Origin of the sequence: uncultured Senegalimassilia sp., from assembly GCF_934636665.1 — a bacterium.
Lineage (GTDB): Bacteria > Actinomycetota > Coriobacteriia > Coriobacteriales > Eggerthellaceae > Senegalimassilia.
In genome coordinates, this window is record NZ_CAKUAT010000003.1 from 85,354 (window position 1) to 108,109 (window position 22,756).

Below are 22,756 nucleotides of genomic sequence, written 5' to 3' on the forward strand. Positions count from 1 at the left end.
AAAGGCCTCGCGCATCACAGGGTTGCCGCCCTAGCACGAGGCCATCGAAAACGCCAGTCGTATAAACAGAAGACGAAGCTATCTAATTAAGATAATTCTTAGGTCATTAAGCCGGCAAGAACTTGTCCAGTTCGCGATCGAGTTCGGGCAGGTGCTTCACGTGCAGGCTGTCGGCGAACTTGCCGCGGACCATGACGCGCCGTACGTGTCGCAGCGCCTCCAGGTCATCAAGCGGGTTCGCATCCAGTACGATCATGTCGGCCGATTTCCCTACTTCGATCGAACCCGTCTCGTCGCCAAGCCCGATGATGCTCGCGTTTCCCAGCGTTGCCGAATGCAGCGCAAGCTGTCGGCTTGCGCCCACGATGCGCTCGAAATACACCAGCTCGCGCCACATATCGTATTGCGTGACGTACGGGCACGCCGAATCGGTGCCCAGCCCAACGGGAATCCCCTGCTCCAAGGCCTGTTTTGCAGCCGACACGATACCTTCGAAGACGATGCGGCCGTTGACCACCTGGATCTCGGTGGAATGGGTCATCTCGGGCGGCAGCTTGATGAACGGCAGCGCCGGGGAGACGGTGCAGGTCAGCGAGCTTTTTCGGCCCACGCCATTTTCGCGGAACAGCGCCAGCAGCTCATCGTCCAAAACGCCGCCGTGCTCGATGGTGTCCACACCCGCTTCCAAGCCCACGCGAACGCCCTCGGTGCTCTCGATATGCGCCGCGGTATGCATGCCCAGCTTGTGAGCCTCGTCCACCGCAGCCGCCGCGATCTCGGGCGACATGCGCAGCACGCCCGGCTCGCCCTCCTTCTCGGCATCGAACACGCCGCCAGTGATGAACAGCTTCACCAAGTCGCACTTGTGGGCGAAGCAGTCACGAACGATCTCACGCGCCTGATCAGGCGTTTCGGCAATGTGCGCGAACAGTCCCGCGCCGTGACCGCCCGGCACCGTCACACCCACGCCCGACGTGACCAAGCGCGGACCCTGGTACTTGCCGGCGTTGATGGCATCGCGCACCCACACATCGGCGAAGCCCGGGTCGCCCACGCTTCGCACCGTGGTAACGCCGCTGGCCAGCTGCTGTTGGGCATGCTTGCGCAGCGTGCGATGCAGGTACCAACGCCCGATAGGGTTGGCGACGACCTTCTCAATAAGGTCGCCCGCCGCGCCGGCGCTGGTGGGCTTGCCGCTGCCGCACAGATGCACATGCAGATTGACCAGGCCCGGCATCAAATAGGCGCCCTTCAAGTCCACTTCCTGCGCGCCCGCAGGACCCACCGTGGAGGCAGCGGGCCCGACCGCGCTGATGCGGCCGTTATCGTCCACGGCGACGGTCATGTTCTCCTGCGGTTGCATATCGCGCGTGCCGTCGAGCAGCGTTGCGTGCGTGAATACGTAAGACATGGCATTCCCCTTTACTTGCCTGCGCCGATGCGTGGGCATGGCGCGGAATCAATAGTTCGAGCCTACCAAGAACTCGGCGAACCGTCTAGGAAAAATGCCCACATGAGGAAAAGTTACCGAAGCTATAAGGAAATACTTCAGACGGCCCGGAACGCTAGCGCGCACGACGCGGAAGCCCGCTTACCTGGGGATTCACAAATCTGCAAGACTAAGGAGACTGCAACCCGCCAACGTTGCAAGGTCTTTCAGCCATTCCGACGTCTTCCTAGCAGAAGGATTGCTCCGAAACCTGCAAGGTCCACCCGACAGTTTTCGGTGTAACGGACAAGGGTTCTGCAAGATGGCGGCATCATACTCGTACCAGGCGATGAGGCGGCTGGATTTAAGCGGGCCGTGTCATGGGAGACGCTCCTGACCTGCTGCTTTACTCCCCATCGCCTCTCCTCCCTTTGGAACGGGCGGGCTCCTCGCAAACTCAGGGCCTGCCCGCCACAAGCAAGCGACTGCCGCGAAATGCAGGCGACTCTGCGACCCGGAGCATGCCGATGCCACGATCAACACCGCACGATCACCAAGCCACCTAACCAAGAACGCACCAGGAGGCGCGAATGCAAACACCAACCCGAATCGCTTCGCCGCAGCAAACAGCGAGCCGCCCCGCAGGACGGCTCGCTGCAATCATCTTATGGACCTGTCTATGCCTTCGATGCCTGGTAAGCCTCGACCAGCTTCTTCGTCACATCGGCGGGCGCGGGGTCGTAGCCCTCCAGTTCGATGTAGTAGCTACCGGAACCGCGCGTCATGGCGCGCAGGTCCTTGGTGTAGCCGATGACCTCGGCATACGGCACGCGCACCATGATGACCGTCTCGCCCTCATCAGTGGAGTCAGTGCCTACGATACGTCCGCGACGCGTGGCGATGTCGCCCATAACGGTGCCGGCATATTCCTCGGTCACCACGATGTCCATGGTTGCCATGGGCTCGAGCAGAATGGCACCGGCCTGCTCGCATGCCGCACGGAAACCGATGCGCGCTGCGGTCTTGAACGCCATCTCGTTGGAGTCGACCGAATGGTACGAGCCGTCGAACACGGCGCACTTGATATCCACCATGGGATAGCCCGCCAAGAAACCCTCGGCCATTGCCTCCTGAACGCCCTTGTCAACGGCGGGGATCAAGCCGCCGGGGATGGCGCCGCCCTTGACCTCATCGACGAACTCGTAGCCCTCGCCAGGGTTGGGGCTGATACGCAACCAGCAGTCACCGAACTGGCCTGCGCCGCCGGTCTGCTTTTTATGGCGCCCCTGCGCCTCGGCCGTCTTCGTGATGGTCTCGCGATACGGGATGCGCACGGGAACCAGACGCGCCTCCACCTTCGCCTGCTCCTTCATGCGCGCAAGCAGCGTCTCCACCTGCGCCTCGCCCATTGCCGTGACGATGGTCTGGTGCGTCTGCTCGTTACGGGCGACGCGCAGCGTGGGGTCGTTCTCGACCGCGCGCGCAAGGAAGGTACCGACCTTGTCCTCTTCCTTCTTGTTGGCAGCCTCGATGGCAACGGGATACTGCGGTACGGGCAGCGGCAGCGGGTCGATGGACATCGTGCCCGATTGGGACAGCGTGTCGCCAGCGCGCGTGTCGGTGAGCTTGGGAACCACGATGATGTCGCCGGCCTTCGCCGACTTCACGTCCGTGGCCTCCTTGCCCATCATCACGTACAGATGACCCAGGCGGTCCTTCTTTCCCGTGCGTGCGTTGGTGAGTTCCATGCCGGGCGTGAGCACGCCGCTGATCAGCTTCAAGTAGCTCAAGCGTCCCACGAACGGGTCGGCAACGGTCTTGAAGACGAACGCCGCCGGCTCGCCGTCCTCGTCCACGAACGTCTCCTCGCCGTTGGCAAGACGGAAGGCGCCGTGGTGGCGCGGGTGCGGGAAGTAGGTGCAGATATCCTTCATCACGCAACGGATGCCCTGCTCGATGATGGTGGAGCCCACGTACACGGGAATGAACAGCTCCTGCGCGATGGCCTTGTCGAGCAGGCTTTCGAGCTCTTCCTGCGTCAGCTGCTCGGAGCCGTCCAGATACTTCATCATCAGGTCGTCGTCGGCCTCGGCAACCAGGTCGCACAGGCGGTCGCGCGCGATCTGCGCCGCCTCGGCGTACTCGGCCGGGATATCCTCGATGCGGTCATCGGTGGTGCCATCCTGATCGAAATAGCGGGCCTTCATGCGCAGCACGTCGATGACGCCCTTGAAGTCCTCGGCAACGCCGATGGGGATGGTGACCGGGCCCAAGCGGCTTCCGAAGCGCGCGTGGAGCTGCGCCATGATGGTGTCGAAGTTCGCGTGCTCGCGGTCGATGTGGTTAATGAATACGGCGCGAGACAGGCGCATGCCTTCGGCCTCGCGCCACAGCTTCGTGGTCATGACCTGCGGACCTGCAACGGCGTCAATAACGAACAGCGCCATTTCGGCAGCTTGCATGGTGGCAAGCGTGTCGCCGATGAAGTCGGGATGGCCCGAGGTGTCGAGCAGGTTGATCTTGTAATCGTGGTACGGAATGGGCGCGACGGAAGTGCCCAGGGTGAACTTGCGGCGGATCTCCTCCTGGTCGTAATCAAGGTAGGATTTGCCGTCGTGGGTAGTGCCCATGCGCGGCGTGCGGCCTGAGACGTGCAGCATGGCCTCGGCAAGCGAGGTTTTGCCGGCGCCGTCTTGGCCCACCAGCACGATGTTTCGGACATGTTCGGTAGCAGGAGCTGCCATACGATCACCTTCCCCTTATAAAGGCGTCGCGCCCGATTCGCCAACTCGATTCAAGCGCGAAACGCAGTCGAACCAAACGGTCGGAACACTACCGATAGTGTAGCGCAAAACCCTCCGCGAACCGGCAAAACGCCTGATGATGGATACGCCCCGGGGCGTTGCAGGAAGGCATCCATCGGCGAGCAGAGGCTCCGCATGGGAAAACCGGGGGCCTCGAAGGCATCATGGGGAAGGCGGGTCGAAAACGAGCGTGAAAGCTAGGAGAAAGCGAACGGGAAACCAAGGCGTTACCAGAAGGCGAAGCTGCCGGCAAGCCGATTCGTCGCAGAGGAAGGCGGGCCGACCGGCAATCCAAAATGAGACATGTGGCGAACTCGTTACGCGTTGGTGACAGCGTCGGCGTGCGCGGGCCCGCAGCACCCGCAGCGCGATACCCTACGAATAGCGGAACGCGGCTGCTAGGCCCGTCCCGCACAAGACTTACCACGCGCCGCACCCCTGCGGCGCTACGCATAAGGAGCAGCTCATGGCGTTCCCGAAACATCCCATCATCGACGTGAACCCGGTCGACGCAGCGCGCGGCGCTGCCGCTGCCGCCCAAACAGCAGCAGAGCCTTTCACGCCGCCCTCGTTCGGCAAACGCGTCGGGAAGGTGGACAATCAGCCGCTGCATACCACGTTCGTCGACGGCCACGGCAACCCCGTTCGCAATCAAGGAGATGCCGCCGCTGCCGCTTCACGCCTGACGGGCGCAGCTCAAACCGTGGCAGGCGCCGCCGTCATGGCAGTGGGCGTTCCCATGCTCATACTGCCCGGACCTGGCGTACTAGCTATCGGCGCAGGCGCCGCTATAGCCGCCGGAGGCATCAAGAAGATCCGCAACGGGAAATAGCGCAGGAAGCAGCGGTTTCCCGTCGTTCCCGAGCCTTTGCGCCCAGCAGCAGCAACCCTTCGAACCCCATAGCCCGCATATCGTCTTGTGCGATGCGCGGGCTGTTCGTTCTCTTGACCCCGAACCTCTCTCGAGGCAATCCGTCTGCATACCGTTTTACGGCAGCGGGCTTTTTGTCGCACGATCCCCACCCTACAAGCTGCACACGCCCCCGCTCAGCGGCTTCGCAACCGTCGATTGGCAACGCAACGGCTATGCGCCTTGCGCGATGCGCGGGCTACTCGCTTTCTTCGCCCCGCAAGCCGCACGCACGCCAGCTCAACGGCTTCGCAACGCGAAGGCAACGCTAGGGCTTTTCCGATTGCAACCAGCAGTCGCAGGCGTACTATTCCTTTCCTGCAGAGGCAAAACGCCCCGAAGGAGCAAGCGCGAGCGCAAACCCGCGCATCGATACTGAACGGAGGCACGTATGTGCACGGCGATTCGATTCACCGACCCTGACGGAAACCTGTATTTCGGCCGCAACCTGGACTGGGCGTACGGCTATGGCGAAACCATCACGTTCACGCCGCGCAACCATCCCGCGAACACGGGGCATCGTGCGGTGCTGGGCATGGCCATCGCGTCGGAAGGGTACCCGCTGTACTTCGACTGCGCCAACGAGAACGGCCTGGCCATCGCCGGCCTGAACTTCCCCGGCTACGCATACTTCCCCGACGACGCCCGTCCGGGAACCACGGCAGTCGCACCGTACGAATTCCCCTTGTGGGTCACCTCGAACTTCGACAAGGTCGACGACGTCGAGGCGGCGCTGGCGAACATCACGCTGGTGAACAAGGGCTTCGGCGACTTCCCCATCAGCATGCTGCACTGGATCATCGCCGACGCCAGCGGCTGCATCGTGGTGGAGTCCACCGCCGAGGGCCTGCAGGTGATGCGCGACCCCGCCGACGTGCTTGCCAATCAGCCGGGCCTTGCGTGGCACCTGGAGAACCTGCGCAGCTACATGAACGTGACCCCCGGCGCGCCTAGCTCCGTGACCTGGGCGAACGCAACGCTGACGCCCTACGGCGCCGGCGCGGGCATGCGCGGGCTGCCCGGCGACGTGTACTCGCCCTCGCGCTTCGTGCGCGCGGCGTACCTGAACGCGCATCATGCGCCGAAGGACACCGAGACCGGCAACGTCGCGCGCGTCTTCCGCACGCTCGGCGGCGTGGCCATGGTGGAGGGAAGCGCGCAGATGAACGACGGCGCAAACGAGTTCACCGTGTTCACCAGCGCCTATTCCGCACGCGAGGGCCGCTACTACTTCAACACCTACGAGAACCCCGCCTACACCACCGCCGCATTCAAGGACTTCGACCTCAACGCCACCGAAGTCCAGCAGGTCCAGTAGCCACACCCACCCGCCCAAATCCAGACACTTCGGGGACGTAGGACTATCTGTCAACTTTACGAGGCCGCGCACCAACGGGCGATCTTCACCAAGGACCTTGCTCGCATTGCGCGCATGGCCGCAAACGACAAACGCACGCACGAGCCGCGACGGGAATAGACGAGGTGACCGCCACTCCGCAAGCTGACAGTTAGCGCTACGTCCCCGAAGCGTCTCAGCCAAGGATCATGCTCGCATGGCTGTAGACGGCAACGTACGCACGGGCCGCGACGGGAATAGACGAGGTGACCGCCACTCCGCAAGCTGACAGTTAGCGCTACGTCCCCGAAGTGTCTCAAAATGCATAAAGCGGGGTTTGCTTGACAATGTGCCGCATATGTCACGTCGCAGGTGCTAATTGGCTGCCGCGTTGACGCGTTGTGCTATCATCCCTTCAGGACGAGTGACGCTTCCAGGCATCTGGGAGCACAATAAGAAAGAAGGAATCATGGCAGAAGAGTGCTCGCACGAGTGCGGCAGCTGCGGTGTTTCGGGGTGCGGCGAGCGCACCGCTGCCGGCCCCACCAAGCTTGAGACGAACAAGCGCAGCAACGTCAAGCACGTCATCGGCGTCGTCTCCGGTAAGGGCGGCGTAGGCAAGTCCCTGGTCACCAGCCTGCTTGCCAGCGAAATGAACAAGCGCGGCAACAAGGTGGGCATCCTAGACGCCGACATCACCGGCCCTTCCATCCCGAAGACCTTCGGCATCACCAACCCGCTGACCGCCGACGCCGACGGCATCCTGCCCGGCCAAACCCAAACGGGCATCAAGGTCATGTCCACTAACCTCATGCTTCCCAAGGGCGACCTGCCGGTGGCATGGCGCGGCCCGGTCGTGTCCAACGCCATCCGCCAGTTCTGGAGCGAGACGAACTGGGGCGACATCGACTACCTGTTCGTCGACATGCCTCCGGGAACCTCCGACGTGCTGCTCACCGTGTTCCAGTCGCTGCCCGTCGACGGCATCGTCACCGTGTCGGCTCCCCAGGAGCTGGTGGCCATGATCGTGGGCAAGGCGGTCAACCTTGCACATGACATGGACGTCGAGGTGCTGGGCCTGGTGGAGAACATGGCCTACTTCAAGTGCGACGACTGCGGCAAGGAACATCACATCTTCGGCGAGCCTCAGGGCGCCGAAGTTGCCGAGCGCTACAACATCCCCGCCTACACCACTCTGCCCATCGACCCGAAGTTCGCGCGCCTGTGCGACGAGGGCAAGGTCGAGGACTACGACGTGGAAGGCAAGCTGGACGTCATCATCGACAAGATCGTCGAAGCTGCCGAAAAGCAGGACGAGGAAGCCGCCGAATAGCGGGAATCCCGCCACAAGCCTTTAAGATCGCGAAAGCCCGCGAACCCATTGGAGTTCGCGGGCTTTCTCTTTGTTTGCAACCATGCACAACAACCGGTGAACAGCGGCCACCGATTCAATAAACCGCCTAGTCATCCGTCGGTCAACGGCTACGACGGCGCGCCCATATCGCAACCGCCAGCGCGACGACGGCGACGATGGCCAGCGGAAGAACAGGCGCGCTATCGCCGGTTCCCGCAGACAAAGCGCCTGCCCCCTGCGGTTCGCCCGAATCCTTTGGCCCACCAGGGCTCTTGGAAGCATCGGGCTTCTCCGAATCAAGGTCTTCCGTATCATCAGGGTCCTCAGAATCGTCCGACTCTTCAGGCTCAGAGGCAACATCCAAGGCGTCGGATATCGCATAGCCGACGCGCGTGTGCAGGTCGGGTTCCTCGCCCTCTCGCGCAACAACGCCATCAACGCCCACCGCCGCAGCAACCCCCGCGGGCGGGGCCCCGGCGCCTATGGCGTTGCCGAACCGCGAGCTATCCCAGCCCAGCGCCACCCAACGCCCGCCGACCCAGCCGCCGGTCGAGTTCCCGACGAAATCATACGACCCCGCCGCGTTCAGCGACGAATCGAACAGCTGCGTCTCCTGCGGTTCGAACGCGCCCTTGTTCCCTATCGCGATGCGCGTTGCCGCCACCGCACCCTGCTCGCCGACGACCAGATCCGTATACGTCGCCGCAACCGAGCTGACCGGGACAAGCTCACGGCAGGCGGTTTGCACGCCCGAACGGTCGAACCGCACGATCGCGCCTCCACGCGACGCATCGCCTTGCGACCCGCTGGCATCCAAACGGCCCGATGCCAGCACATACACGGCATCATCGCAGGCCGCCACATCGTTGACTGCCTGATACCCGCTCAGCTTGCACACGCGCACCGGATCAAGGCTTTCGGTGAAATCCGCAAGCGCATCGGGATCCAGCTGAGCGGGCGCAGTCGCGAAAAGCGCCGCCACCGACTCGGCATCGTACAGGCGCACCGTAAGGTCCACCCCGCCGGGATAGCCGTTGCCATCGAGAACGTTCTCGGTGAACATGGCAGCGATCAGCCCGTCACCCGCATCGTAGACACCCGACGCCCGCGTCCAAAGCACGCACTCCGCAGCCGAAACCGCAGCACTCGCATCCGCCCCACCTGCCGCAACGTCCGCGAACGCCGACGTCATCACATAACCCTCGCCGAAGCCAAGCTGATACGCATACATCCCCAAAACCGGCACGTTCCCCACCGTCATGGCGCGAACGGTGCCAGGGAACCGGCTGAGGGACGCCTCGCCGAGTACCCGATGCGACCCAAGGTCCACCAAGTAGGCGCGCGCCAAGTCGGAAGCGTCGAAGTTCTCGAACGATACCGTCACCAGGCAGCGGTCATCGGGCAGGCCAGCGCACTGCAGCACCGCGCTGGCCTGCGGATACGTTGGCAGCGCCGCGCCGTCGATCTTCGCTTCGCTCACCTTCGACGGGTCCTTCTCGTCAATGGTTTCCAGGTACAGGCTCTCGCCGACCGCGCGCAGGAAGCAGTGTGACCCGTCGCCACGAGCGAACACCGAAGATATGCCGACGCGCTCGTCGAGCGGGTCGGTCTCCAGCTCGTAGAAGCCATGCTTGCCGAAGCTCGCCAGGCCGGACGGGGAAAACGGCACGCGGATCTCCTCGGAATACACCTCTTGCCCATCAACCACGCCCAACAAGAAGCAACCCGCGGGGAACACCGCTTCGCAAGCGCTGGTCGGCAAAACCTCGCCAGGATTGAGCTGATATCGCATGGAAACGGTTTCGCCGCTCACGTCCGCGGCGGAGAAGATACGCTTCCCGTCGATCACGAGATACGGAAACGCCTCGTTCTCGAACGCCTTGTAAAGCGCGGGATACGACATGGCGAACGTCACAGGGCCCCAGTTCAGCAGCGTGCCAGACTGCAAGGAAAGGGAGAAGTTGCCCGGAACCGGCTCGTCGGCGTCCGACCAGGAAACGGTGACGGCGCCGGAATCTTCGCCGCATTCGCCAAACGAGAACGTCAATCCCGTGAAACCGCCGCCAATGCTCTCGCCGAAATTCGTGGAGGGATACGTGGTCGGCGACACCTCCTGGCCGGCATACAGCATGCACCCGTACCCGTCGCCCGTGATCGCAGCAGGCGCGTAACCGATCCCTTCGGAGTGGGTGGCGTCCATGTCGGGGTCGACCAGCTCGATAAGCTGGTTGCCGGGCGCTCCGGAGGTGTTCTGATGTAGGTAGTCGTTCCCTTCCGCGGAAAGCGCCGCCTGCACACGGAAGAGCCTGAAGCCCGACGGCAGCTCGAAATCCTGACCGCCGCGCTTGTACACCAGCGACTGGTTGCCGGCATAGCGATCGTATTGCAGCAGGTAAAACGACGAGAACAGGCCCTTCGTCGGGTCAAGCAGATCGTCGGAATCGGACACGGCGATAAACCCGCCACATTCTGCAAGGTCGGAGCTCGTGAACGCGGAAAGCACCTGATCGATCGAATGCTCGTCGTAGTGCTGTGTGACGCCGCCGCGCTGCACGTCGATCCCATCGGCGTTCGCGACCACGCGCACGACCTTGCTTTCGTCAATCCAACCGAGCATCCATTTGAAGAAGGCGTTGGTGTCGCCGGCGTTATTGTCCATCAGGTCGAACGTCAGGCACCCCGAACGCCCCGACAAGCCGACCGTCGATTTCCGATAACTGTACAGATCGGGAAGGCCGAGCACGTGGCCCGTTTCGTGAATGAGCGTGGAAGCCGCCATGTCCGCAGCGCAGTTGTCGGCCAGCAGGAACGCGTTCCACAGACGCATGCCATCCCATGAACGTTCATACGCCTCGGGAGGAGCCTGCTGCGGCACCGTCCATTCCTGGCTCCACCAGGTGCTTCCCCACCCGGCATCGGGCCCGGCGAAATGCAGGTACACGCAATCGATGTACCCATCGCCGTTTCCATCGAATTGCGAAAGGTCCAGGGTCTCGTCAAGCGCGTCGAGCGCTTCGACGAACAGCGAGTTGATGTCGTGCTGATAGTAGCTGCGCTCGTGTTTGGCCTGGTAGTCCACGGCGGTTCCGGAGATGTCGAGCGCACCGTAGCTCGCGCGCCGGTAGTAGGCGTGCAGGCTTTCATAAGGGAACGCGGAGGCGGCGCCGCCGTTGATGAGCGCATCAAGCGCCTCAAGCGTATCATCGTCGGCGAAGGAATAGTCCGGGAACGACACACGCAACGCCAGCACGCGCCCGGCGCCGACCGTTGCCATACCGCTCTTCCAAACCGAAGGAACCGCGAAGCGCAGCGAGAACATATCCGCGCCTTGGCCGAGCGCCGCCGCTTGCCGCGCAAGAGCCTGCTGCGTCAGATCGGCAGACAGCTGCGCATGGCCAAGGCGCTCGGCAACCTGCGCACGCTCGTCGAGCGAGCCGTCCGCACGGTAGCTTTCAACTTGCTCCTGGGTGGGGACGCACGGCGAGCCTTGGTCGCCAGCACCGGCTGCGTCAACGGCGAACGCCGCAGCAGGCGCGGTCGCAAAGGCCAAGGCCAGTGCGATGACCGCAACCGCGCTGGAAGCGATGACCTTCACCTGACGCGCAAGGGTATCAACGGTGGACGAGTAATTGCTCATGCGGTTCCTTTCGCAAGGGAGGGGCCCGTCATCCGCCTGCCGGTTTTCGTCTTTCAGAAGCTTGCTAGCGAAACGGAAACAGAGGTGCGTTCGTCATGAACAGGGGACGGAGGTATGTTCACGCGGTCGTCGTCTCTTGCTCATGCGGCTACGATGGCGCGTGAACACACCTCCGTCCCCTGTTCACCCCCCACTGTTCACTGTTCGGAGCTCATAAAGAGAGCGGCTGCCGCTAAACACAGCAACCGCTCTTCGGCAAAATCATATCAAATCGGACTATACAGCCCTGAGAGGCCCCGGTCAAATCCTTAGTCCGAATGTCCAGACCCAGCCTGCAGCCAGTAAGCCCCAGGCGTGCTACGGCCTCGGAGCTCCCAAGCCATCCCTGCAGCCCGTAGAACACCGGACGAACACACCTCCGTCCCCTGTTCACTCGGCAAGACACAGCCTAGAAACCCCAGGTCGGACTACAGTCCGTAGAACTCGGTGGTCAACGGGCGTGCGAACAGGTCCTTTGCTGCCGCTTTCGGGTCGGCGCCTTCCCACACTACGCTGCGCACCACGTCGGTGATGGGCAGCTCGACATCATAGGCCTCCGACAGCGTTTTCAGCGTTTTGCACGCCAGCGCGCCTTCGACGACCATGTGAGTACGCTCGCGATACGCATCAAGCGTGCCGCCCTTCGCCAGCTCCACGCCGAACGAACGGTTGCGCGAATGCTCGGAGGTGCACGTGGCGATCAGGTCGCCCGCGCCGGCCAAGCCCATGCACGTGATTGCCTGCCCGCCGCACTTCACCGTCAGGCGGCTCATCTCGGCCAAACCGCGCGTCATGATCATGGCGGCCGTGTTGTCGCCGTAGCCCAGGCCGTAGGCCACGCCCACCGCGATGGCGATAACGTTCTTGAACGCGGCGCACAGCTCCACGCCCGTGACGTCGTCGCTGGTGTAGGTGCGGAACGTCGGCGCGACGAACAGGTCGCGGAACATCACCGCCGTGTCCTGGCTCGACGATGCGATCACGGTGCCCGCCGGCTTGGCCTTGATGACCTCCTCGGCATGGTTAGGGCCCGAAAGCACCGCCAAGCGGTCCTTGTTGCCAAGCTCGGACTCGAACACGCCCACAGGCAGATAGCCGCTATCGGCCTCCACGCCCTTCGAGCAGATGATGATCGGGAACTGGTCGTCCACCACGTCGGACAGCACGCGCGCCACGCCGCGCAGCAGATTCGACGGCGTCACGATGACGGCGGCCTTCGCACGATGCAGCGCATCGCGGTACGAGGTGGTGGCCACGATATTCTCGGACAGCTTCGCATCCGAAAGGTAGCGCGGATTGACGTGCTCGTGGTTGATGCCGTGCACCACCGAATCCTTGCGGGCCCACAGGCTCACGTTATGCCCGTTGAGGGCCAGCGTCTGCGCCAGCGCGGTTCCCCATGAACCGGCGCCGATGACTGCAACCTTCATGTCGTCGTCCACTTTCCTTACGCTTCCTTACCCTTTTGCCCGATGCGGCGCTCGTTGCCGGCGCGCAGGCGCGCGATGTTGCCGCGATGTGCCCAGATCACCGTCAGCGCCGCCACCGTGGTGCAAACCCACGCTGCGGGCGCGAACGTGGCATACAAGAAGTAGTACGCGGCGAACAGCGGGCACGCCCCCGCGGCGGCGATGGAACCCACCGACACGTACTTGGTGGCAAGCACCAGCACGGCGAAGATGGCCAGCTCAAGACACGCGCCCTGCCAGCCGAACGTCACGAACAGACAGCCGACGGCGACGGCAACGCCTTTGCCACCCTTGAATCCCAGCCAAGGACTGAAAATGTGTCCCCATACACAGCCCAAGAAGGCCACCGTGACGAAGTCGTCATAGCCGATGACATGGCCCGATAGCGACATACCGCCGCCGAACATGGCCGCAGCCGCGGCCGCGATCAGGCCCGATACGATGCCCTTGCCGAAATCCAGCACGAACACGGCGCTGCCGCCCACCTTGCCCATGGTGCGCATGGCGTTGGTGGTGCCGATGTTGCCCGAGCCGTGCTCGCGGATGTCGGTGCGGTAGAACACCTTCGAGATGATGACGCCCCAGGGGATGGACCCCAGCAGGAAAGAGATGACGAAAACCCCTAATGCTCCCAGCAGTTCCACAGCGGCTCTCTCTTAATCTTTCTTCTTGAATTTCATACGGATGGGCGTGCCCGTCAGGTCGAACGACTTTCGCAGGCGATTCTCCAGGAAGCGCTCGTAGTTGTCGTTGACCAGGTCGGGGCGGTTCACGAAGAACGTGAACTGCGGCGGGCACGTTGCCGTTTGGGTGACGTACTTCATGCGCAGGATGGCCTTGCCCTTCGAGACGGTATGGCCGCCCTCGCGGATCTCGCCCAACCAGACGTTGAGCTGGTTGGTGGGGATGCTCTTGCAGAAGTTCTCGTACGCCACATCGACGGCTTCCCAGATGCGATGGACGGACTTGCCCGTGAGCGCGCAGGTGGCAACGACCGGGGCATAGCCCACAAAGGTCATGCGGTCGGTGATCTTCTCGCGCACCTCGGCCTTGGCGTCGGGGCCCTCCACCAGGTCCCACTTGTTCAACACGATGACCATGGCGCATTGGCGGTCGGCGGCGAAGCCGGCCACGCGCTGGTCCTGGTCGGTCAGACCGATGGAACCGTCGATGACCAGGATGGCCACGTCGGCGCGGTCGATGGCGCGCATCGCGCGCACGAAGCCGTAGTACTCCACGTCCTCGTCGATCTTGCTCTTCTGGCGCAGGCCGGCGGTGTCGACGATGGTGTAGCGCTGGCCGTCGTGCTCGATGACGGTGTCGATGGCGTCGCGCGTGGTGCCGGCGACGTTGGACACGATGGAGCGATCGTCCGAGGTCAGACGGTTGGTCAGCGAGGACTTACCGGCGTTCGGACGGCCGATGATGGCGATGTTGATGCCACCGTCCTCTTCCTCATCGTCAGCGGTCTCGACCTTCTTCAGGTCCTCCACCACGGCGTCGAGCAGGTCGCCCGTGCCGTTACCGTGCAGCGAGGAGACCGACCACGGATCGCCCAGTCCCAGCTGGTAGAACTCCCAGACCTGGTCCATGGTGTCGGGGTTGTCCATCTTGTTCACCACCAGGTACACCGGCTTGGAGGTCTTGCGCAGCACGCGCGCCACCTCCTCGTCGTCGGCGTTGATGCCGGTGCGGCCGTCGACGATGAAGACGATGACGTCAGCCTCGTTCACGCCGGCGAACGCTTGCGTGCGGATGGAGCTTTGGAACGCGTCGTCGTCGCCCATCTCGATACCGCCGGTATCGATGAGCTTGAACGGCACGCCGTTCCAGTCAGCGATGTGGTACGAACGGTCGCGGGTGACGCCGCGCATCTCGTGCACGATGGCCTCGTCGGCCTGGGCAATGCGGTTAACGAAGGTGGACTTGCCGACGTTCGGCCGTCCAACAACCGCCACAATGGGCAGAGCCATATCAAATCCTTTTCGGTTGAGGAAAATACTACGTTTGCGGCGCCGCTATTCGCGCGCCAGTTCGACGAGTTCCGGCAAGAACCCAGTCGCGTTACAGGATACCACGCTCACGGGCACGCCCGCCGCCTTCCCCATATCCTCCAACGTTGCGTCATCGAGCGTGACGCCGTCGTCGTTGAAGATGACCTTGGGGACCACGTACGTCCACCCCGGGTGCTCGGCCGCGTCGGCGCGGATGGCCTCGACGATGTCGCAGCTGCACAACAGCCCGGTGACGTCGACGTTCCCGCCGAAGAAGCGGTTCTCCACGAACAGCGGCTCCACCACCCCGGCAAGCGGGCCGCGCGAGAACAGCGGGCGGAAGAAATGCGGCGTGGCCATGCCAGCGATGTAGCGCACGCGCATGCCCGCCTGCTGCAGCGCCTGGGCAGCCTGCGCGTCAAGCCCTGCCGCTTCCGCCGCCTCCCAATCGTCCACGAACGAGCGGATGATGCCCACGCCGTCCTCGAACATGCCGAAGTCGCCGTAGTGCTCGGTGGGCGGAAGGTTCTCCAGCAACTCGTCGCCGTAGGCGTTGCAGTAGAACTCGTCGGCGGCGAAGGCCCACAGGTGGCCTCGTTCGGCAAGGGCACGCTGTTGAGCAGGCACGATGGTGTCCATGGCGGCACGCGCGGCCACAGGGTCGTTGAAGCTTTTCGTGAAGCACGTCTGGTGCTTGGTGAACCCCAGCGGAACGATGCAGATGTCCAGGATGCCCGGGCGCGCATACGCCCAGTCGAGCGTCTCGCGCAGCGCGTCGCCGTCGTTCTCGTCGGGCATGAGCACGATCTGGGCGTGGAACTCGATACCGGCGGCAAGCAGGCGGTCCATCACGTCGATGCCGTGCTGGGCATGCCGGCCGATGATGCGGCGGCGAACCTCGGGGTTGGACGCGTGCAGGGAAACGCGCAGCGGGCTGATGTGCTGCTCGATGATGCGCGCCTCGTCGGCGGCCGACAAGTTGGTGAACGTGACGAACGTTCCCGACAGGAAGCTGAGGCGGAAGTCGTCGTCGCGCAGGGTCAGCGACGGGCGCATGTCATCGGGCAGCTGGCGCATAAAGCAGAAGATGCAGGCGTTGCGGCACTGCTTGACGCCATCGAACACCACGCCGGAGAACTCGAAGCCCCATTCCTCGCCTTCGTAGCGCTCAAGCTCCACCTCGCCGGCGTCGCCGTCGGTGTCGATGTAGCCGAGGGTGATCACGTCGTCGGCGGTTAGCCAGCGCCAGTCGATCATGTCGCGCACGGGCTGGCCGTCCACGCTGGTGATGATGCAGCCCGGCGTGAAGCCCGCGTCGTCGGCGGGGCTTTCGGGCAGCACGGATTCGATGACGGCCCTCGGGGGCTCGGGAGCGCGGCGCTTGCGGCGGCCCGCGGACTGCGCAGCTTGCTTCGCCACATCCTGAGGAGGATAAATGCCCACGTCAACACCGCCTTTCCGCTTCTACTTGCCCATATGCCGTCGATTTTTCGCAGCATATCATGGTAGCATGCCGCGCCCGCTAAGGCGCACGGCGGGAACGCGACGCGAAAAATCAGCGCAACTAAGCATAAGACGGAATTGCGTTTTGCCCGGCGGGAATGGCACGAAGAAGTCGGAGGACCAATACCCGCTCTAGGAAAGAATGCGAAGGCGGCGGCGAAAAGCGCGATTCGAAGATCGTCGACCGCGGCGCCTGCCGACGCTCATCCCGCGAAGGCGAAACGAAGCCGACGGGGCAAACCCCGTCGACCGCGGCACTCTTCCCCTACGAGACGGAGAACGACCTGAGGGCGTCGCGGACGGTGCGGTACTGGCGCTGGCTGATGGGGACCGCCTCGTCGCAGTCCATGACCAGCCCGTCGGCGGACGCCTGGACGACGTGCTCCATGTTCGCAAGGTAGCTTTTGTGGCAGCGCACGAAGCTGCCGGGCAGCTGCTGCTCAAGCTCCGCCAGCGCCGCATACGATTCCAGCACGCGAGCATCCGACAGCTTGACCAGCACTTTCCGCCCGATACTTTTCACATATACCACGTCGGCGGGGTCCACGATGTGCACGGTCCCGGCACTGCGCAACGCAAGCGGGCTTGCCGCGCGATGGCCGAGCAAACCGAACACCTTGTCCAAGGCGTTGCGCGCCTCCGTGGGCGAATACGGCGCCAGCAGCAGATACTGATGGTCGGTGCCGTACACCGCCGAGGTGTAGGCAGCGCGCGTGGTGCAGTACACGGTCAGCGGAAGGATGTCACGATCTTGCAACTCGCGCACCAGCGCGATGCCGGCGCGTTCATCGCAAGCGCACGCCGGGAAGGCGCCAGGGGCATCCACGGGAGCGAACAGCGCATCGATGCGCGGGCTTTGGGAGATGCGCTCGCTCACCTGGAAAAACGCGCAGCTCTCCAACTGGATCGCGCCGGCGCAGGGATGCTGCTCGATGAGCACGCGCAGCGCCTCGGGCTCGGGCACGGCATCTTCGACGAGCAATATCCTGCACATGGTGGCAACCTCCGCATCGCGTTCGCGCGCCGACGCTTTTGCGGCGCCGGACGGCTTCGTTCATGCTTCAAGGCTAACCCGGTTTTCGCGGGATTTGTTGTGCAACAAATCGGGCCGTTTCTTCACCGTCCGTGCACAAAACCGTCCCCGCCCTCACATGCCGAAGCACGTGCAGACGGGGACGGTTCACATGGGGATATGTTCGCTACATGCGCTCGAGGCGTTGCACCACTTCGTCGATCTGGTCGTCGGGGGTGCTGGCGCCGGCCGTGACGCCTACGGAAGAGCAGCCCGCGAACCATGCCGGATCAAGCTCGGCAGCCGACTCGATGTGATGCGTGCGCGGGCATTCGGCGGCGCAGATTTCGGCCAGATGCGTGGTATTGGCCGAATTGCGGCCGCCGATCACCACGATGGCGTCCACCTGACCGGCAAGCTCCGCGGCGGCCTGCTGGCGCTGGCGCGTTGCCGTGCACACCGTATCCTTGACCTGCGCATCGACGCCCTGGGCGCGGATGCCCTCGAGCACGTCGTCAAGCGCATCGCGGGTTTGCGTGGTCTGCACGACCACGCCCACGCGCTCGGGCAGGTCGCCCGGCAGATCGGCTGCCGTTTCCGCCACATGCACCTGCGCACCGGCCTCGTGAGCATACGCCACCAGGCCCTCCACTTCGGGATGGCCTTCCTCGCCCACGACAACCACATAGCCGCACTCACCGGCAAGCGTGGCCGCGGCCTTTTGCGCGCGCGCGACATGCGGGCACGTGGCATCGATCACGGGAAGCCCGCGCGCCTCCACCGAGCGGCGCACGGCCGGGGTGACGCCATGGCTGCGGATGATGATAGCCCCGTGCGTGGCCTGCTCGGGCTCCTTGACGGCCAGCACGCCGCGCGCCTCAAGGTTCGCCACCACCTGGGGATTGTGGATCAGCGGCCCCAACGTGAACGCGCTGCCATCGCCCTCGCTGGCCTTCAGGGCCAGGTCAAGAGCTCGTTGCACGCCGTAGCATGCGCCGGCGTTCTTGCTGCGGATGACTTCCATGTCCGATCCTTTCGTATAGGTATAGGTCGAGGCTCGCAGATAGCGACTCGCGAATAGTTGCCCGCGGAATAGCAACGTGCAGATTGCGGCTGCGGGCTTACGGATGCAGATAGCGTTTTGCGGCTCGCGCCTCCCGGCTTTTACGACGCACGATAGCGCAAAGGGCCGCTTACGCGGCCCCTGCTATCCCAAACCTGTTACTACTCGGCCTTCGCCTTCTTCGTGGGGCGGGTCAGCTCGATGGCCTCCTCGGGGGTGTGCTCGGGAATGGGATGAGCGGCGAACACCTCGGAGAAATCGCGGCCGTCGGGGAACAGCGCGCGCATATCCACCTGCTCGCGCGGTACGCGCTGATGCAGCGCGAACACCTCGCGCATGGCGTACCACGAGCACCCGTCCAGGCGATCTTCCTTCGGCAGGAAGTCGAAATCGCTTACCACCAGAGGCTTTCCGTATTCCACCGTGATTTTGGGGAAACGGATGCGCTCGCCTTTGCGCTTGACGTTCTCCGCCTCACGCACGCACATGGGCAGGATAGGCGCCTTGCCCATCTTCGCGATGAACGCCGCACCGGAGTGGATTTCGGGCGTTTTGCTGCCCTTGCCGCGGCGCGTGCCCTCCGGCAGGATGCCCACCAGCTGGTTTCCCTTCAGCATGTGCGCCGCGCGTTTAATGGCGGTGCGGTCGGCCGAATCGCGCTTGATGGGGAACGCGCCCACGCGCGAGAGGATCTGCCCCGCCAAGCCGTGGGCGTTGCCGAACAGCGAGTCGCGGCCCATCAGACGCACGAACTGGCTCGGACGCGCCGCCACGTACATAAGCACCACGTCCAAAAACGACGTGTGGTTGGAAACCACCACCGCACCGCAGCGGTCCTTGAACGCGCGAAGGTTCTCGCGCCCGTCCACGCGATAGCGGAACAGCACCTTGAACACGAAGCCGATCAGCACATACGCGAAGTTCGCGAACCAATGCGGGATCTGCTTCTCGTCGGTGGTGCCGCCGAGCGCGCGGTCCCACATGTCCTCGTATTTCAGAAACAGGCTCATACGTGCACGCCCTTCTCCTGGGCAAGCGTGCAGATGCGCTCGATGATCTGCTCGATGGTGCGACCCGTGGAGTCCATCTGCACGGCATCGGGCGCCGGCTTGAGCGGGCTGGTATCGCGCGAGGAATCGATGGCGTCTCGGCGCTCGATGTCGGCAAGCACCTCGGCGTAATCGGTGCTGCCCACGCCCCGGCGCTCGTTTTGCGCCACGCGGCGATGGGCGCGCTCGGCAGCGCTGGCGGTCAAAAACACCTTCAGCTCAGCCTCAGGGAACACCGCCGTGCCGATGTCGCGGCCTTCCACCACGTAGTTGCCCGCGCGGCCGATGCGCTGCTGCTGGGCCACAAGCGCCTGGCGAACGGCGGGCGCGGCGGCCACGGCGCTGACGGAGCGGTCGATCTCGGCCGTGCGGATGGCGTCGGTCACGTCCACGCCGGCGATGGAGACGCGGCGCGGCAACGGGTCGCCCGGCTCATGGGAGAACCCGATTTCATGCATATCGGCGATGCGGCCGAGCGCTTCGCCGTCTTCCAGCGAGACGCCATCTTGCAGCGCCTGCCAGGCGATGGAGCGGTACATGGCGCCCGTGTCCAGGCACGAGAAGCCCAAACGGCGCGCGACCGCCTTCGAAACGGTCGATTTGCCGGCGCCGCTCGGGCCGTCGATAGCGATGATCATCGTGCAAGCCTTTCGATATCGTCCAGGAAGCCGGGATAGCTGACGCACACGGCCTCGAAATCCTTGATGTTCACGGAAACCTTGCCGGTCAGGCCGACGAGCGACCAGGTCATGGCAAGGCGATGGTCGCCGAGCGAGTCGAACTCGAGCCCCTCGGGGACCTGCAGGCCGGGCTGGCCCTCGATGTAAAGGTCGTCGCCTTCGCACCAGGCATCCACGCCCAACTTGGCCAGACCGTCCATTATAGCGGCAAGACGGTCGGTTTCCTTCACGCGAAGCTCCCCCACCTGACGGAACACGGTGATGCCGTGCGCGTGAGCGGCAACCAGCGCCAGCACCGGGATCTCGTCGATGATGCCGGCGATCTTGTCGGCCGGCACCTCGCAGCCGCGCAGGTCAGGCGTGTAGCAGGCCTCGATGATGCCGTAGGGCTCCTTGCCCGCCGCGCCCGTGTGCGTGACGCTGACCTGGGCGCCCATGCGCTCGAGCGTGCGCACGAAGCCGATACGCGCCGTGTTCAGGCTGACGTCCTCGATCTGGATCGAGCTTTCAGGGCGCAGAACCGCCGCGCACGCGAGGAACGCCGCCGAGGAGGGGTCGCCCGGCACGAGCACCTCGCCGGCATGGGGCTGGGCGGTGCCGGTCACGCTGGCCGTGCAGGAGCCGGCCGTGGTGGCCACGCCGTATTCGGGCAGCATGAGCTCGGTGTGGTTGCGGCTCGGCGCCGGCTCGTTGACCGTGGTGGTTCCCGAAGCGTACATGCCGGCAAGCAGCACAGCGGTCTTGAGCTGGGCCGATGCCATAGGAGCGTCGTAGGTGAGGGGGCGCAGCCCGCCGCCGTGGACGGTGATGGGCAGCGTCTCGCGGCCTTCGGGAAGGAAGCGCGCGCCCATCTTCATGAGCGGCGCGGTGATGCGGCGCATCGGGCGCTTGCACAGCGAGGAATCGCCCGTGAGCGTGACCTGGATATCCCACGGCGCCAGGATGCCCATGAGCAGGCGCACCGTGGTGCCGGAGTTGCCGCAATCCACGGGCTCGGCGGGCTGGCTGGGACCGGCGGCGCCCCAGCCGGTGATGCCGCCGGCAAGGCTTCCGTCGGGCTGCTTCTCCAGGCTGACCTGGGCGCCCAGGGCGCTCACGGCGCCGATGGAGCTGCGCACGTCGGCGGAATCGAGCACGCCGGACACGCGCGAAGTACCTTCCGCCATGGCGGAGAACAGCACGGCGCGGTGGCTGATGGACTTGTCGCCCGGCACGCGCGTGGAACCGTGCATGGGGCTTTCAAGCGGTTTGATGACGGTGATGTTATCCGACATGGGTGTGCTCCTTAGGCGCTAGCGGGCTGAACGAAACGGAGAAACCGGCGTTGATAAGGTGCGCCGACAGCTTGCCGATGTCGCCTTCGTCGGTGAGCACGAGCGAGAGCACGGCCGAGTCCTCGGTGACGTGATCGATCTCGATGGACTGGATATTGCACCCCACCTTGCTGGTGATGGTGGTGACCTCGGCCACCACGCCGGGGCGGTCCTCCATGGGGATGCGCACCTCCAGCAGGCGCTCGGTGCACGGCAGCCATGCGGCGGGCAGCGCGCGCCGCGCATCGGCGGCCTCGGCGAGCAGGCTGGTCAGCGTTGCGCGATCGCCCGCCTCAAGCGCGTCGGCGAACTGCCCGATGATGCCCTGCATCTCGCGCAAACCACCCAAAAGCGCATCTTTGTTGTCGAAGGCGATGCCGCACCACAGCTCGGGCGAGCCGGCGGCGATGCGCGTGGAGTCCTTGAACCCGCCCGCTGCAAGGCGCATAAGCGAATCCTGGCCCTCGGCGTGGCGCACAGCAAGCTGCACGAGCGAGCTGGCGGTGAAGTGCGGCACGTGGCTGACCACGGCCACCGCCGCGTCATGCTGTTCACGCGGCAGGCTGATGACGCGCGCGCCGATGCCGGTGATCAGCTCGTGCAGGCGCGTGAAATGCTCCGCCGGCGTATCGGCGTCGGGGCACAAGATCCAATACGCGCCCTTGAACAGGTCGGCGCGGGCGCCCGTGATGCCGTTCTTTTCGGAACCGGCCATGGGGTGGCCGGGGACGAAGTTCTGCGGATACGGAAGGGTGTGCGCGGCCATTTCGATGATGCGGCTTTTCGTGGAAGCGGTATCGGTGATTATGCCGCGATAGCCCCACTCCGCCAAATCCTTCAGATAGCCTTCCACCACGCTGACGGGCGTGGCCAAAACCACCAGGTCGCAACTGTCTTCGATGAACGCACGGAACTCCGCGGCATCGGGAGCGGCGGTTGCGGTGGCCCAGCCCCTGTTGACGGCCTCGACGCGGGTGGCCAGGTCGGTGTCGACGGCCATGACCTGCGCCGACGGGTTCGCCCCGCGCAATGCGGCGGCGAAGCTGGCGCCGATGAGGCCGAAGCCGATGACGGCTACGCGTTCGAAGCCGCCGGTTTTCGCTTGATCGATTGTTTGTGCCATAAGGCGATGCAGACCTTCCGGATCCGATCTAGGATAGGACG

At 64.2% G+C, this 22,756-nt stretch carries 16 protein-coding genes; 3 read left to right on the forward strand and 13 right to left on the reverse strand.

Annotated elements, in window-relative coordinates:
- Nucleotides 1-106: 106 nt before the first annotated feature.
- Together Q0G75_RS01780 and Q0G75_RS01785 are read right to left on the reverse strand one after the other, a co-directional pair.
- Complete coding sequence (locus Q0G75_RS01780) at nucleotides 107-1,411, reverse strand: amidohydrolase family protein (protein ID WP_294414827.1); 1,305 nt, start codon at nucleotides 1,409-1,411, stop codon at nucleotides 107-109.
- Between the two features lie 695 nt (nucleotides 1,412-2,106).
- A complete protein-coding gene (locus Q0G75_RS01785; RefSeq protein WP_294414826.1) occupies nucleotides 2,107-4,173 on the reverse strand; it encodes an elongation factor G in 2,067 nt (688 codons plus the stop codon).
- A gap of 526 nt (nucleotides 4,174-4,699) precedes the next feature.
- On the opposite strand from Q0G75_RS01785, the gene Q0G75_RS01790 reads away from it, so the two are divergent.
- From Q0G75_RS01790 to Q0G75_RS01800, 3 genes are all read left to right on the forward strand, one after another.
- Nucleotides 4,700-5,065, forward strand: a complete 366-nt coding sequence (locus Q0G75_RS01790; protein ID WP_294414825.1) for a hypothetical protein — start codon at nucleotides 4,700-4,702, stop codon at nucleotides 5,063-5,065.
- A 469-nt stretch (nucleotides 5,066-5,534) separates the two neighbouring features.
- The gene (gene bsh / locus Q0G75_RS01795) at nucleotides 5,535-6,461 is read left to right on the forward strand and encodes a choloylglycine hydrolase (RefSeq protein ID WP_294414824.1); all 927 of its coding nucleotides are present in this window, start codon (nucleotides 5,535-5,537) and stop codon (nucleotides 6,459-6,461) included.
- 487 nt (nucleotides 6,462-6,948) lie between these two features.
- Entirely contained in the window at nucleotides 6,949-7,812 is an 864-nt protein-coding gene (locus Q0G75_RS01800; RefSeq protein WP_042435988.1) for an Mrp/NBP35 family ATP-binding protein, read from the forward strand.
- Between the two features lie 142 nt (nucleotides 7,813-7,954).
- On the opposite strand, the gene Q0G75_RS01805 is transcribed toward Q0G75_RS01800, so the two are convergent.
- The 11 genes from Q0G75_RS01805 to Q0G75_RS01855 all read right to left on the reverse strand — a co-directional run bounded on the left by Q0G75_RS01805 (nucleotide 7,955) and on the right by Q0G75_RS01855 (nucleotide 22,715).
- On the reverse strand, nucleotides 7,955-11,470 hold the full coding sequence (locus Q0G75_RS01805; protein ID WP_294414823.1) for a M6 family metalloprotease domain-containing protein: 3,516 nt from the start codon (nucleotides 11,468-11,470) through the stop codon (nucleotides 7,955-7,957).
- Between the two features lie 467 nt (nucleotides 11,471-11,937).
- Complete coding sequence (locus Q0G75_RS01810) at nucleotides 11,938-12,951, reverse strand: NAD(P)H-dependent glycerol-3-phosphate dehydrogenase (RefSeq protein WP_294414822.1); 1,014 nt, start codon at nucleotides 12,949-12,951, stop codon at nucleotides 11,938-11,940.
- A gap of 5 nt (nucleotides 12,952-12,956) precedes the next feature.
- Nucleotides 12,957-13,622 carry a glycerol-3-phosphate 1-O-acyltransferase PlsY gene (plsY, locus tag Q0G75_RS01815; RefSeq protein ID WP_294414821.1) on the reverse strand — a complete coding sequence of 222 codons (666 nt, stop codon included), beginning with the start codon at nucleotides 13,620-13,622 and terminating at the stop codon, nucleotides 12,957-12,959.
- Between the two features lie 12 nt (nucleotides 13,623-13,634).
- Complete coding sequence (gene der, locus Q0G75_RS01820) at nucleotides 13,635-14,951, reverse strand: ribosome biogenesis GTPase Der (RefSeq protein WP_042435995.1); 1,317 nt, start codon at nucleotides 14,949-14,951, stop codon at nucleotides 13,635-13,637.
- 45 nt (nucleotides 14,952-14,996) lie between these two features.
- The gene (locus tag Q0G75_RS01825) at nucleotides 14,997-16,415 is read right to left on the reverse strand and encodes a DUF512 domain-containing protein (RefSeq protein WP_294414819.1); all 1,419 of its coding nucleotides are present in this window, start codon (nucleotides 16,413-16,415) and stop codon (nucleotides 14,997-14,999) included.
- Nucleotides 16,416-16,740: 325 nt separating this feature from the next.
- The gene (locus Q0G75_RS01830) at nucleotides 16,741-17,469 is read right to left on the reverse strand and encodes a LytTR family DNA-binding domain-containing protein (RefSeq protein ID WP_294414818.1); all 729 of its coding nucleotides are present in this window, start codon (nucleotides 17,467-17,469) and stop codon (nucleotides 16,741-16,743) included.
- Nucleotides 17,470-17,674: 205 nt separating this feature from the next.
- Nucleotides 17,675-18,511 carry a 4-hydroxy-3-methylbut-2-enyl diphosphate reductase gene (ispH, locus tag Q0G75_RS01835; protein WP_294414816.1) on the reverse strand — a complete coding sequence of 279 codons (837 nt, stop codon included), beginning with the start codon at nucleotides 18,509-18,511 and terminating at the stop codon, nucleotides 17,675-17,677.
- A 200-nt stretch (nucleotides 18,512-18,711) separates the two neighbouring features.
- The gene (locus Q0G75_RS01840) at nucleotides 18,712-19,560 is read right to left on the reverse strand and encodes a 1-acyl-sn-glycerol-3-phosphate acyltransferase (RefSeq protein WP_294414814.1); all 849 of its coding nucleotides are present in this window, start codon (nucleotides 19,558-19,560) and stop codon (nucleotides 18,712-18,714) included.
- On the reverse strand, nucleotides 19,557-20,237 hold the full coding sequence (gene cmk / locus Q0G75_RS01845) for a (d)CMP kinase (protein WP_294414812.1): 681 nt from the start codon (nucleotides 20,235-20,237) through the stop codon (nucleotides 19,557-19,559). Before cmk ends, Q0G75_RS01840 begins: the two co-directional genes overlap by 4 nt.
- Nucleotides 20,234-21,553 (reverse strand): 3-phosphoshikimate 1-carboxyvinyltransferase, encoded by a 1,320-nt coding sequence (aroA, locus tag Q0G75_RS01850; protein WP_294414810.1) that lies wholly within the window; start codon nucleotides 21,551-21,553, stop codon nucleotides 20,234-20,236. Before aroA ends, cmk begins: the two co-directional genes overlap by 4 nt.
- Nucleotides 21,543-22,715, reverse strand: a complete 1,173-nt coding sequence (locus Q0G75_RS01855) for a prephenate dehydrogenase/arogenate dehydrogenase family protein (protein WP_294414809.1) — start codon at nucleotides 22,713-22,715, stop codon at nucleotides 21,543-21,545. The genes aroA and Q0G75_RS01855 overlap by 11 nt, the downstream gene beginning before the upstream one ends.
- Nucleotides 22,716-22,756: the final 41 nt, after the last annotated feature.